This is a genomic window from Microbacterium murale (assembly GCF_014635185.1).
GTDB lineage: Bacteria > Actinomycetota > Actinomycetes > Actinomycetales > Microbacteriaceae > Microbacterium > Microbacterium murale.
Genome location: NZ_BMCM01000004.1, coordinates 145666 through 158515 on the forward strand (window position 1 = coordinate 145666; position 12850 = coordinate 158515).

A 12850-nucleotide genomic window follows, 5' to 3' on the forward strand; every position below is an offset into this window, starting at 1 on the left:
GCCTCAGCCCTTCGTCGCGCCGGCGGTGAGGCCAGTCACGATGTAGCGCTGAGTGAACAGGGCGATCAGCATGATCGGTGTCGTCACGACCACGGAGGCCGCCATCAATGCACCCCAGTCGATCGAGGCGTACCCGATGAAGTCGAAGATCGCCACCGGAAGCGTCTTCGTCGAGTTGCCGGAGAGCACGAGCGCGAACATGAAGTTGTTCCACGAGAAGATGAACGACAGGATCGTCGCGGTCGCGATGCCAGGCACCGACAGCGGCAGCGTGATGCGGAAGAACGCCCCGATCGCGGTGAGCCCGTCGACCTGGGCCGACTCCTCCAGCTCCTCCGGGAGCTGATCGAAGAACGACATCATGATGTACAGGATCAACGGCAGCGAGACGAACATGTGCGAGAGGATCAGCGGCAGGTAGCCGCCGGTCATCTTCAGCTGGGCGAAGATGAAGTACCACGGCACCAGCAGGCTCACGCCGGGGATGATGCGCGCGAGCAGCACGACCATCGCCGACTTGTTCATCATGAACCGGCTCATCGCGTACGCGGCCGGAACGGCGAGCACGAGCGAGAGCGCCGTGGCCATGAAGGCGACGAAGAACGAGTTCCAGATGTAGACGAGGTAGTTGCCACGACGCGGATCGAACACCGTGCCGTAGTTCTCCAGGGTCGGGTCGAACAGGAACGCCTTGGTCGGATCGTAGATCTGCACATTGAGCTTGAAGCTCGCCAGCACCATCCACACGATCGGGCCGAGGAAGGCGAGCACGATGAGCGCGAGTCCGACGAATCGGCCCACCGGTCCCCAGCGGAACTTCCGCCGGCGCCGCACCGGAGCGGTCGCCCCGCCTGTGACGATCGTGCGGGTGTCTGCCGTGGTCATGAGTCCTTGCCCTTTCTCTGCATCTGGAGAACCCAGATCACGCCGAGGATCAGCAGGAAGAACAGGATGAGAACCGCCGACGCCAATCCGTACTCGTTGTAGTCGAAGCTCAGACCGTAGGCGTAGACGTTGAGCGTCTCGACGTCGTGGAAGGCACCGCCGCCCTTGCCCTTGGTGGCATAGAGGATGTCGAAGGTCTTGAGCGCATCGATACCGCGAAGCAGCACGGCAGCGATGATCACAGGGCGCATCAGCGGCACCGTCACGTACCAGAACCGCTGCCAGCCGTTGGCTCCGTCGACCTTCGCCGCCTCCTGCGGCTCCTCAGAGAGGCCGGTGAGGCCTGCGAGCAGGATGAGCGCCACCATGGGCGTCCACTGCCAGATGTCGACGAAGGTCAGCGTCGCGAGTGAGGTGGCAGGGTCCGCCAGCCACGGCTGCGGCGGTATGCCGACCCAGGACAGCATCTCGTTGACGAAGCCGATGTTCGGCTCGAAGAGCAGGCGCCACATCATGCCGACCGCGACGGGAGTCGCCACGAGCGGCAGCAGGATGATCGTGCGCACGACGCCCTGACCGCGGAAGGGCTTCCACAGCAGCAGGGCGATGATCATTCCGAGGATCAGCTCGAAGAAGAGGGCTCCACCGGTGAAGGCGAATGTGCGCCATACGGCCGGCCAGAACCGCTCGGTGTCGGTGAGCGCCTCGACGTAGTTGTCGAGCCCATTGAAGTCGAACTTGCGCCTGACCGAGCGCTTGGCGTCGGTGAAGCTGAGGAACAGCGTCCAGCCCAGCGGGATCGCGAGCAGCAGTGCGGTGAACACGATCGAGGGCCCGGCGAACAGCCACTTGCGATGCCGGTTGGCCCAGCGGCTGAAGTGCTCCCTCGTCCCGACGTCTTCGGGGGTGCGTAGTGCAGTCATGAGTGCTTCCGTGAGGTCCGCCGTCGCCGCCCCGGATGGACTCCGGGGCGGCGACGGACTCGGAATGGTTACTCTGCGTCTTCGAGGAGGAACTCGTCGAACGCCTTGTTCGCGCTCTCAGCCGCAGCATCCACATCGCCACCGGAGATCGCGGCGACGATCGGGTCTCCGACGATCTCACGGGCCTCCGCCACCTGGATCACGAGCGGACGATCCTCGCCGACGCCGTTCTCACCGTTGATCTTGATGGCCTCCACGAGCTCGGCCGGATAGTCGGCGGTGGCGTCCGCGTCGTCCCACACCGAGGTGCGAGCGCCCATGACACCGAGCTTCGACATCTCGAGTGTGATCTCCTTCGAGGTCGCCCACTGGATGAACTGCCATGCGGCCGACTGATTCTCGGAGCTCTCATTGATCGCGAGCGCCCACGCAGCCACGTTGTACGGCTTCGATCCCGCTTCCCCTTCTGGGAAGGGCGCGAATCCGACCTGATCCGAGACCGTCGACTGCGACGGGTCGGTCATGTTCTTGTAGAGGCTGTCGGCATCGGCGATGAACGCCGCCTGTCCCTGCTGGAACACGGCGAACGCCTCGGGCCAGCTCATCTCGGGGTTGATGGTGGCGTCGGTGTGGTCGCGGATGAGGTCGCCGTAGAACTGATAGGCACCACGGGCCTCTTCACTGTCGATCGCCGACGTGCCGTCGTCGTTGATCCACTTGCCGCCGGAGCTGAACAGGAATGCGCTGAACTGGGTCACCGCTGCGGACTTTCCCGTGCGGCCGATGTAGCCGGCAACCTCGGGGTGCAGTTCATGGATCGCGGCTGCCGCGGCGTCGAGATCTTCGAGCGTGGTCGGCACCTCAAGCCCCGCTTCTTCCAGCAGGTCCTTGCGGTAGTAGAGCACCGTGCGCTCGGTGATGATCGGGACGCCGACGACCGTGTCGTCGTACGTCGTGAGCGATGCAGGTCCGGATTGGAAGTCGGACCAGTCCCATTCGTCGTCGCCCTCGACCTGCTCGGTGATGTCCGAAAGGTACCCGTTGCTGGCGAAGAGCTTGTTCTCCTGCAGCGGCCGGTACATCAGCACGTCGATCTCGTCGGTGCCGGCATTGAGCTTGACGTTGTACTGGTCGGAGAGCTGATCCTCCGCGAGTTGCGAGATCTCGACCTTCGCTCCGGTCTCCTCCTCGAACTCCGGGATGAGTTCCTTGATCGTCTCGGTCCAGACATGGTTGGCGAGGGTGACGCGGATGGTGGTGCCCTCGATCCCCTCGCTCTCGTCGATCTCCGAGCCCGAGCTGCAGCTGACGAGCGTGCCGGCGACGACTGCTGTGGTTGCCGCTGCGAGGAAGCGAGCGGTCTTGGATCGGTACTTCACTGTGACTCCGTCCTGAACCACGCAGCATCGCGAGGTTCGCTGGTGCAGATGCTCCGTTACGTCTGCTCAGTGGCCAAGATAGACCCCACAAGTCATACCTTTCAAGATGTGTGACCAGAAAGATATGATCTAGCCATGAGCCCGCTCCCCGGCATCGGTGCCGATCCGGCGTCATCGTCCGTCGCATCCATTCCCGTGACAGGTCGACGCAACCTGGTCTTCGACACTCTGGGCCGGGAGATCTGCGCCGGCGTGATCGCGCCGCAGGCGACCTTCACCACGGAGTCGATCGAGAGCCGGTTCCAGGTTTCGCGCTCGGTCGTCCGCGAGGCGCTGCGCGCACTGGAGGCCCAGGGCCTGATCACACCGAAGAGACGCGTGGGCGTGCGAGTGCTGCCGCTCACCGACTGGAACGTGTACGACCTGCAGGTCATCCGCTGGCGACTCGCCGGTCCGAGCCGCGTCGCGCAACTGCGTTCACTCACTGAACTGCGCGCAGCCATCGAACCGGCCGCCGCCCGCATGGCGGCGCTGCGTGCCCCGCTGAATCAGGCGAGCGACCTCGTCGGACTCGCCGGTCGTCTGTGGGCTGCCGGGCGCGAAGGGGATGCACCGAAGTTCCTCGACCTGGACAAGGAGTTCCACGCCCTCATCCTGACCATGAGCGGGAACGAGATGTTCGCGCAGCTGCACCATCTCGTCGCCGAGGTGCTCACCGGTCGGACCCAGTACGATCTCATGCCGAAGTACCCGGCGCCGGAAGCTCTGCAGATGCACGTCGACATCGCGACAGCGATCCAGACGGGGAACGCCGAGAAGGCCGCGGCCTCCATGGTCTCGATCATGGACCGCACGCTCGCGGAGATGAGTTCCATCTGGGAGCAGAAAGCCCCGATCATCGGCTGACGCATGAAGATCGGGGCCCCTTCGACTACTTCGTGATGTCGTGCACCACGCCCTTCGCCAGGCGCAGGCGGCGGGTCGCGCGCCGGGCCACAGCGGAGTCATGCGTGACGACGATCATCGTGATCCCCTCAGCGCAGAGCCGTTCCAGCAGGGCAAGGATCTCGTCGCGCATGCTCTCGTCGAGATTGCCGGTCGGCTCGTCGGCCAGCAGCACTCTGGGCCTCTTCACGATCGCGCGAGCGATCGCGACGCGCTGCTGCTGACCGCCGGAGAGCTCGGTGGGAAGGTGATCGCCGCGGTCGGCGAGCCCGACGTGTGCGAGCGCCTCCTCGACTCGACGCGTGCGCTCACCGGATGCGAGCTTCATCGGCTCGAGCGCCATGTTCACGTTCTCGGCCGCCGTCAGCGTGGGCATGAGGTTGAAGCCCTGGAAGACGAAGCCGATCTCGTCGGCGCGAATGCGGCTGAGCTCCTTGCCCGACGCCGACGCCAGTTCGATGTCGCCGAGGCGCAGAGACCCCGAGGTAGGCGTGTCCAGAGCTCCGAGCAGCTGCAGCAGGGTCGATTTCCCTCCCCCGGTAGCACCCTGGATCGTGACGAATTCGCCGGGCACGATCTCGAGGTCGACGCCGGCGAGCGCCTTCACGATCCGTCCCTTCTGGCTGTACGTGCGGGTCACATCCTTGAGCCGGTAGAGCGGCGCCGTCCGCGTGAGTGTCACGTCTGTCATGTCTGTCATCTCCGTCATCTCTTTCACATCCATCTCCGTGTCCTCCTGTCTCTCATGCGACCGAGCGAAGCGCCTCGGCTGGGCTCAGCCGGGCGGCTCGCCAACCGCCGAATGCTCCGGCGACGAGTCCGCCGAGCACCGCGAGAGTCACGGCTGCCACGAGAACCCAGAGCGTGACCGGCGCCTGCAGCACGATGTCGGCACCGGCCGCGGCCTGGAACATGCCGCCGCCGCCCGTCGGGCCGCCGCCAGCGCCTGCGCCTGCGCCTGGCCCACCGGAGCTGCCGGCCGGCGTCTCAGCGGTCGCCGAGATCGTCGGCTGGACGATGTTGATGATCAGGATGCCGACCAGTCCCAGTGCAAGCCCGACGACACCGCCGATGAGTCCCTGCACCATCGACTCGCCTGCGACCTGGCGTACGACGCGGCCGTTGGACCAACCGATCGCCTTGAGTGTCCCGAACTCGCGTGTGCGCCGCGAGACGCCTGAGGTGGTCAGGAGCACCGAGATCAGCAGCGCGACTGCGAGCACGATCACGGACAGCCAGGTGCCGAGGCTCGTGATCATCGAGGTCGCGCTCGTGAGGGAGCCGGAGACCGTCGCTGCGAGATCGGACTGTGAGCTCACGGTGGCGTCTGGCAGGTCTTCGGTGAGTGCGGACTGCACCGCGGCGATGTCCGATGCCGACGACGCCTGGACGTAGACGGTCGAGATGACTTCGCCGACTCCCGAGAGCTCCTGCGCCGTGTCCAGCGGCAGGTACACGTTGGCGGCTGTGTCTGCGGAATCAGATGTCGAGCTGACGACTCCGACGATCTCCACCTCGGATCCGGCCACGTCGATCACATCGCCCACCGCGATCTCGGCGGTCGACGCATATGAGCTGTCGACCAACGCAACCAGCGCAGCGGAGTCGTCCGCGTCGAACCCACGCCCGTCGGCGACCTCGACCGATGCGAGCGGGCCGATGGAGTCGGCGTCCGGATCGATGCCCAGCACCGTGAACGAGTCGACCCCGAAGGCACTGCCGCCTGCGCCGTCGGCGCCGCCTTCCGCGGGCGCCTGTCCTTCGGCGGGCGCCTGCATCTCGCCGGTCTCACCGGTATCGCCTTCGCCACCGCCGAACCCGCCGGTCGGCATCTCACCCGAGAACGTGGAGTTGGTCAGGCTGAGCGCCCCGGATGCTGCGGCGACGCCGTCTGTGCCGGTCACGGTTTCGAGGACCGAAGCATCGAGAGTGCCGCGCATCCGCTCGGTCGTGAGCATCGACTGGCTCAGCGTCGTCGTGTCATCACCCGATTCCGCCGCGTCGGCGTCGAACTCGAATCGCTGACCGCCGCCACCTTCTCCCGGCTCTGCCGCCGCGCCGGTGACAGTGAGATCCGTCCCGACCCCGTACACCGATTCGAGCGCCTGCGACTGCGCATCGCGCACTCCAGCGGTGAGTGCGTTCACGATGATGACCAGCGCGATGGCGATCGCCAGTCCCGCTGCGACGATGATCGTCTGTTTCTTGCGGCCGGCCAGTTCCCGCCGCAGATACGTTGCGTACATGTCTCTCCTTCTGCCGCGGATGTCGCGGTGCAGATCTGACGGTATGGAGACAGCTTCTGGAGATGTGAGCAAGCAATGATGAGATCCGTATGAGAATGCAGACGCGATGATCATGATTCACAGGAAGCACATAGTGCACTCCATAGAAATCCCATAGCTGATTCCACAGAATAAGACCATGACAAGCGATCAGCCCGACCTGCGCCGCCCCGACGGCTCCCCCCTGCGCATCCTCGCCGTCGACGACGAGCAGATGCTCACCGATCTGCTCGCCATGGCGCTTCGCATGGAGGGCTGGGAGGTGCGCACAGCATCCTCGGGCCTCGAAGCGCTCCAGGTTGCCAGGGATTTCGAGCCCGATGCGCTGGTGCTCGACATCATGATGCCCGATCTCGACGGCATGAGCGTGCTGCGGCGACTCCGCGAATCGGGCAATCTCGTGCCGGTACTGTTCCTGACGGCCAAGGATGCCGTCGGCGATCGCATCGCCGGGCTCACGGCCGGCGGCGACGACTACGTCACCAAGCCCTTCAGCCTCGAGGAGGTCATCGCGCGCCTGCGTGCGATCATCCGCCGCACCGGGCTCGCCAGCGCCGACGAAGGGCAGTCGATTCTGCGGGTCGGCGATCTCACCCTCAATGAGGACAGCCACGAGGTCGAACGCTCCGGCACCGAGATCGAGCTGACGGCCACCGAGTTCGAACTTCTCCGCTACCTCATGCGCAACGAGCGCCGTGTGCTGTCGAAGGCGCAGATCCTCGACCGGGTCTGGAGCTATGACTTCGGCGGAAAATCCTCGGTCGTCGAGCTGTACATCTCGTACCTGCGCAAGAAGATCGACGCCGGTCGCGCACCGCTGCTGCACACGGTCCGCGGCGTCGGATACATGATCAAGGCCCCGCAGTGACCGCATCGGGGATGATGCACCGCCCGCTGACTCTGCAGACGCGGCTGATGGCCGCCGTCATCGGGTTCGTGTCGCTCATCCTCATCATCGTCGCCGTCATCACGAGCACGCTGCTCGGATCAGCGCAGGAGGGACAGCTCTCCGAGCAGCTGAGGTCGCTGTCCGGCCGCACCACGAACCTGGTCACGCAGGCGTCGATTCCGGCGGCGCTGCATGACACCCGGCTGACGGCACAGTCGACGATGGAGAATGTCGCGCCTCCTCCCACCGGACTCCTCCTCGCCATCGCTGCGCCCGACAGCGGCGCGAGCGGCGTGCTGGTGGATGGCTCGGGAGACGTACGCGACCTGAGCGACGATCAGCTCACCGCGATCAACGACGCGCTGAGCGGCCGCGGCTCGGGATCGATCACCTTCGCGGGGCCAGGCGGCGGCTCGTACCAGCTGACCGTCACACAGACCTCTGTCACACAGTTCTCGGACAAGATCACGGTGGTCACCGGCCTCCCCCGCGATGCGATCCAGAGCACGATGGCACAGCTGTTCACCGTGATCGCGCTCGCGACACTCGGCGGACTCATCCTGCTCGCACTCACGACGGCGATCACGATCCGCGTGAGCCTGCGTCCGTTGCGTGCGGTGGCTGGAACGGCGACCAGGGTGGCCAATCAGCCTCTCGACCGCGGCGAGGTCACCATCACCGAGCGCGTCCCCGCATCCGAAGCGGACCCGCGCACCGAGACCGGGATGGTGGGCGCTGCGCTGAACACGCTGCTCGATCACGTCAACGACTCCCTCGCTTCCCGGCAGAAGAACGAGGAGCGGATGCGACGGTTCGTCGCCGACGCCAGTCATGAACTGCGCACGCCGCTGGCATCGATCCGTGGATACTCCGAGCTGTCGCTGCGCGATCGCGAACTGCCGGAGACGGCGCAGACGGCGCTGGAGCGCATCCAGGCGCAGTCTCTGCGGATGACGCGCCTGGTCGAGGACCTGCTGCTGCTCGCACGTCTCGATGAGGGTCAGGAGCTCGTGCACGGCACGGTCGACCTCACGCAGCTCGCGCTCGAAGGACTGACCGACGCACGTCCGACGGCTCCGGAGCACCACTGGAACATCGACGTCCCGGAGGAGCCGGTGGTCATGCTCGGCGACGCGGGGCGGCTGCATCAGGTCGTCGCGAACCTGCTCGCCAACGCCCGCACCCACACTCCGGCCGGTACCTCGATCACGCTGAGCGTGGCCAAGGAGGGCGATGAAGCCGTGATCCGAGTGCGCGATGACGGCCCAGGGATCGATCCGCAGGTGCGCGAAGAGCTCTTCGCCCGCTTCGCGAGAGGCGACAGCTCCCGTGCACGCCAGACCGGCGGCACGGGTCTCGGTCTCGCGATCGCCAAGGCCATCGTCGAGGGCCATCACGGCACGATCGCTGTGGAAAGCGAGCCCGGCGACACCACGTTCACGGTTCGTTTCCCGCTGACGCCGGCATCCGGAGCTTTCGACAATCACCGGATCGCGCCCGACGGAACCCCGGAGGGCGCTGTTCAGTAGCCGGCGAATGCGTCGGTCGTGACCGAGTGCGCCTTCTGCAGCGCCGGCGCGAGGTCGGCGATCAACCGCGGCGGACCGGAGATGAAGGTGTGGCGCGCGGCGATGTCGGGCACGACGCGCTCGAGGCCGGCCGCGTCGAGGCGGATGCCCTGCGCCCACACCCAGTGGTCAGGAAGGCCCTCGGGCCGGTCGCGGCAGAACACGATCGTGGGCACACCGGTCTCGGCGAGTTCCGCGCGGAACGCGAGCTCTGACGCCTCTGCCGCGACGTAGACCAGCACGACATCGCGCGTTCGCCCTTCGGCATGCAGCTGTCGCAGCTGCGAGACGAACGGCGTCACGCCGATGCCTGCGGCGACCATCAGCACAGGCGCCTCGCCCTTCGGCAGCACGAAGTCGCCCCAGGTGCCGGTGACGGCGAGCGTGGCGCCTGGCTCGGCGGCCGCGAGCGCCCGCTTGTACGAGGACGGATGCTTCTGGTCACCGTTCTTGTACGCGATGCGCAGCGTCGGCAGATCGGCAGGGGCCGAGACGATGCTGAACTCCCGGCGGGTGCCTCGTGCGTCGGGATGGTGATGCGGCACGTCGAGTTCGAGGTACTGACCGGGCAGGAATTTGAGCTTCCCCCTGGCGCGGAAGGTGAGCTCCTGCGCGGTCGGGGTGATGAACTCGCGCTTCTCGAGCGTCAGGCGCACCGAGCCGCGCAGTGCGAAGGCGAACGCGAGCAGGTTGCCGATCAGCAGCGCGCGCTCCTGGCCGAGCGTGAACAGCCCGCCCACCATGATCGGCCATCCGGCGAGCACGCCGACGAGCCCCGCGACCCAGAACTGCTGCCAGCGCCGAGGCGGGAGCGTCAACGGCTCGGACACCATGAAGGCGCCGAGGAACAGGAACGGGCTCTGCAGCACCGCGAACTGCAACGCCGTCGCGATGTCGAAGTCGATGTCGAACTGCTGAGCCTGCACGGCCTGGCGGACGACGGCCGTACCGATCGCGATCAGTAGGAACACGAGGACGACGCGCACCTTCTCCGTGCGCCACAGGACGGCCAGCCCGAGCACGGCGACCGGGATCGCCATCGCGCCGTTCCCGACCCACCACGAGGCCGAGGTGCCGAGCCACTCGAACGCACCGAACGAGCCGATGACCGAGACGACCGCGGCGCCGAATGCCGCAGGGTTGAGGATGTGACGGCCTCGCCAGGCGATCAGGTACTTGGACACGCTCGCGAGGATGCCGGCCAGTGCGAGGCCGATCAGTGCTGCGGGCTCCACACCAGGGCGCATCACGAACAGCATGATCAGCGCGGTCACGAGCGAGGACTCGATGCGCCACGGCAGGTGCAGCAGTCGTTGCACGCCGGCATCGACCGCCGAGATGACGAGCGCGAGCACGACGAACGATGCCAGGAGTTCGAGAGGCGTCGGCGACACGATCACGCCGAAGGTCGACAGCACCAGAGCGATCAGAGCGAGAGCCACCAGCGAGTACAGCACAAGGCGATACATGGACATCGCACCGAGAACCGCCAGAACCCGCTGACGGATGGCCGTGAATGAGAACGTCACGAGTACAACTCTTCCCTATCTGCGGATGCCGGGGGTCGTGAAGAGCTCCACCGGGCAGTTCGGCGAGCGCTCGGCGATGCCGGCCGTGCTCATGCGCACCCATTCCACGCCCCAGCGTGCGGCGAGTTCTGCCCCTCCGTCGAAGAACAGGGCCGTGGCCACGGCATCCGCGTGCATCGCATCCGGTGCGATCGCCCACGTCGCGGCCCACGTGCGCACCGGAACACCGGTACGGGCATCCAGAACGTGATGCAGTCCGTCTCCCCATGCACGCCGGTTGATGGCCGAGGCGCACAGCGCCTGGTCGCGGATGCTCGCGACGCCGATGGCCTTCGTCTGGTCGAACGGGTGCTCGAGTCCGATGCGCACCTCATCGCCGCGCACGGCGATGTCGCCACCGGCATCCACGGTGACGTTGCCGCGAACGCCGGCGAGCTCCGCGAGAACCAGGTCGACGAGGCGACCCTTGCCGAGGGCGCCGACATCGATCTGCCTCGGGGATGCGACGGTCAGACGCGAGTCGGTCCAGGTGAGAATGCCGGCCCAGCCGGCGGGCGCGGGCCGGGGCGCACCCGCGACGAGGGACACCGTGGCGTCGTACCCGAGTGCGCTGAGGCTCTCCCCCACCAACGGGTTCACGGCGCCGTCTGTGGCGTCGGAGAGTTCGCGGTACGCATCGAGCATGGCCACGGCATCCGCTGGGCTGGGCACCTCACCACCGGTGCGGGCGAGCGAGGATACGAGCGAGTCGGCGCGGAATCGCGACCATGTGCGATCGAAGGCGACGATCACCGCATCCACCGCGGCGCGCTCGTCGTCATCAAGCAGACTCTCGGTCTCGATCTCCCAGCGCGTGCCGATCGCGTCGAAGCGCCAGACGGACATGGTGCTCAGGCTGCGGCCTGATCCTTGATGTCCTCGACGGCGGAGTTGAATCCGCCGCTCGTGAGCGATGACCCTGCGACGCGGCTGACGTTCAGTTCATCGATCGACACACCGACGACCTCTTCGGCGATGCCTGCGATGAACTGGCCCTGGTACTGCTCGGTCTCGCGGGCCTGCGGGTCGCCGGTCACCTCGACATCGGTGACGACGCCGGCTTCGAGCGTGAGCGTGACAGAGATCTGTTCGACCGTCTCCGGGGTCTGGTACGAGCCGTCGGCCGAGTACGTGCCGTCAGCGTAGGCGCCGGTGTCGGATGACGGGGTCGACGTGTCGGTGCTTGTTCCGCTGTCGGTCGTCGTGCTGCTGTCGGTCGCATCTTCGGCGTCGGCCGCACCGGAGCACCCGGTCAGAGCGAGAAGACCGGCGACACCTACGACAGCGGCACCCTTACGAACGGAGGAGGAGACTCTCAGGCTGGTCATGGTTCCGAGATTATGTCGACCCGCTATGGGCAGGCTGTGCTGTTACGCGTCGCCGCCGAACATGCTGGTCACGGAGCCGTCTTCGAAGACCTCGTGGATCGCGCGCGCGAGCAGTGGCGCGATCGGGAGGATCGTCAGCCCCTCCCAGCGACGCGACTCGGTGAGTGGGATCGTGTCGGTGACGACGACCTCGTCGATCGATGCATCCTGCAGCCGTTCGCTGGCCGGATCGCTGAAGATCGCGTGCGTGGCGGCGACGATCACCCGTCGGGCGCCCGCTGCCTTCAGTGCCTGCGCGGCCTTGACGATCGTGCCACCGGTGTCGATCATGTCGTCCACCAGCAGGCACGTACGACCCTCGACGGCGCCGACGATCTCGTGCACCGAGACCTGGTTGGCGATCTTCGGGTCGCGGCGCTTGTGGATGATCGCAAGCGGAGCATCCAGGCTGTCTGACCAGGTGTCGGCCACGCGGACGCGACCCATGTCTGGCGAGACGATCGTGAGCGTCTCGCGGTCTTCGGCGGTGAGATTCTCACGGAAGTACTCGAGGAGAACGGGCTTGGCGAACAGGTGATCGACTGGACCGTCGAAGAAGCCCTGGATCTGCGCGGCGTGCAGGTCGACGCTCATGACGCGGTCGGCGCCGGCTGTCTTGAGCAGGTCGGCGACGAGGCGGGCGCTGATCGGCTCGCGGCCACGACCCTTCTTGTCCTGACGCGAATACGGGTAGTACGGCGCGACGACGGTGATGCGCTTGGCCGATGCGCGCTTGGCGGCATCGATCATGATGAGCGTCTCCATGAGCCATTCGTTGACGGGCTCGCCGAAGGTCTGGATGAGGAAGAGGTCGCAGCCGCGGATCGACACCTCGAAGCGGGAGTAGATCTCTCCCGACGCGAACGTGCGGTGCTCGGTCGGGGCGATCTCGGTGCCGAGGCCCGCGGCGACCGCTGACGTCAGGGCAGGGTGAGAGCGCCCGCCCGCGATGACGAGTCGCTTCTTCGTCTTGGCGACGAGTCCCGGCGCGACACCGTTGTCCCGATCCAGTTCAACGGTCTTCTTCTTGCGCGCCATGGT

12 protein-coding genes are annotated in these 12850 nt (G+C 66.3%); 3 read left to right on the top strand and 9 right to left on the bottom strand.

Annotated features, from left to right (window positions below; genetic code table 11):
• Positions 1 to 3: 3 nt before the first annotated feature.
• The 3 genes from IEV67_RS13050 to IEV67_RS13060 form a co-directional block, all read right to left on the bottom strand.
• Complete coding sequence (locus tag IEV67_RS13050; protein ID WP_188437014.1) at positions 4 to 885, bottom strand: carbohydrate ABC transporter permease; 882 nt, start codon at positions 883 to 885, stop codon at positions 4 to 6.
• Positions 882 to 1808, bottom strand: a complete 927-nt coding sequence (locus IEV67_RS13055; RefSeq protein ID WP_188437015.1) for a carbohydrate ABC transporter permease — start codon at positions 1806 to 1808, stop codon at positions 882 to 884. Before IEV67_RS13055 ends, IEV67_RS13050 begins: the two co-directional genes overlap by 4 nt.
• Before the next feature lie 68 nt (positions 1809 to 1876).
• Positions 1877 to 3187, bottom strand: coding sequence for an ABC transporter substrate-binding protein (locus IEV67_RS13060; protein WP_188437016.1), 1311 nt, complete (start codon positions 3185 to 3187; stop codon positions 1877 to 1879).
• A gap of 135 nt (positions 3188 to 3322) precedes the next feature.
• Here IEV67_RS13060 and IEV67_RS13065 point away from each other — a divergent pair, with 135 nt between their 5' ends.
• Positions 3323 to 4093, top strand: coding sequence for a FadR/GntR family transcriptional regulator (locus tag IEV67_RS13065; protein ID WP_188437017.1), 771 nt, complete (start codon positions 3323 to 3325; stop codon positions 4091 to 4093).
• 25 nt (positions 4094 to 4118) lie between these two features.
• Here IEV67_RS13065 and IEV67_RS13070 read toward each other — a convergent pair whose 3' ends face one another.
• Together IEV67_RS13070 and IEV67_RS13075 are read right to left on the bottom strand one after the other, a co-directional pair.
• Entirely contained in the window at positions 4119 to 4823 is a 705-nt protein-coding gene (locus IEV67_RS13070; protein WP_188437018.1) for an ABC transporter ATP-binding protein, read from the bottom strand.
• A 52-nt stretch (positions 4824 to 4875) separates the two neighbouring features.
• On the bottom strand, positions 4876 to 6378 hold the full coding sequence (locus IEV67_RS13075) for an ABC transporter permease (RefSeq protein WP_188437019.1): 1503 nt from the start codon (positions 6376 to 6378) through the stop codon (positions 4876 to 4878).
• Between the two features lie 178 nt (positions 6379 to 6556).
• Between IEV67_RS13075 and IEV67_RS13080 the strand changes: the two genes are divergently transcribed.
• Together IEV67_RS13080 and IEV67_RS13085 are read left to right on the top strand one after the other, a co-directional pair.
• Complete coding sequence (locus tag IEV67_RS13080) at positions 6557 to 7285, top strand: response regulator transcription factor (RefSeq protein ID WP_188437020.1); 729 nt, start codon at positions 6557 to 6559, stop codon at positions 7283 to 7285.
• Positions 7286 to 7311: 26 nt separating this feature from the next.
• A complete protein-coding gene (locus tag IEV67_RS13085) occupies positions 7312 to 8835 on the top strand; it encodes a sensor histidine kinase (RefSeq protein WP_444543180.1) in 1524 nt (507 codons plus the stop codon).
• Here the strand turns inward: IEV67_RS13085 and IEV67_RS13090 are convergent.
• Genes IEV67_RS13090 through IEV67_RS13105 form a run of 4 tightly spaced genes read right to left on the bottom strand, consistent with a single transcriptional unit; the run spans position 8829 to position 12847 of the window.
• Entirely contained in the window at positions 8829 to 10403 is a 1575-nt protein-coding gene (locus tag IEV67_RS13090; protein WP_373284481.1) for a flavodoxin reductase, read from the bottom strand. The genes IEV67_RS13085 and IEV67_RS13090 overlap by 7 nt on opposite strands.
• Before the next feature lie 15 nt (positions 10404 to 10418).
• Positions 10419 to 11288 (bottom strand): FAD:protein FMN transferase, encoded by an 870-nt coding sequence (locus IEV67_RS13095; RefSeq protein WP_188437021.1) that lies wholly within the window; start codon positions 11286 to 11288, stop codon positions 10419 to 10421.
• A 5-nt stretch (positions 11289 to 11293) separates the two neighbouring features.
• Positions 11294 to 11770 (bottom strand): FMN-binding protein, encoded by a 477-nt coding sequence (locus IEV67_RS13100; RefSeq protein WP_188437022.1) that lies wholly within the window; start codon positions 11768 to 11770, stop codon positions 11294 to 11296.
• 42 nt (positions 11771 to 11812) lie between these two features.
• Complete coding sequence (locus tag IEV67_RS13105) at positions 11813 to 12847, bottom strand: ribose-phosphate diphosphokinase (RefSeq protein WP_188437023.1); 1035 nt, start codon at positions 12845 to 12847, stop codon at positions 11813 to 11815.
• Between the last annotated feature and the right edge of the window lie 3 nt (positions 12848 to 12850).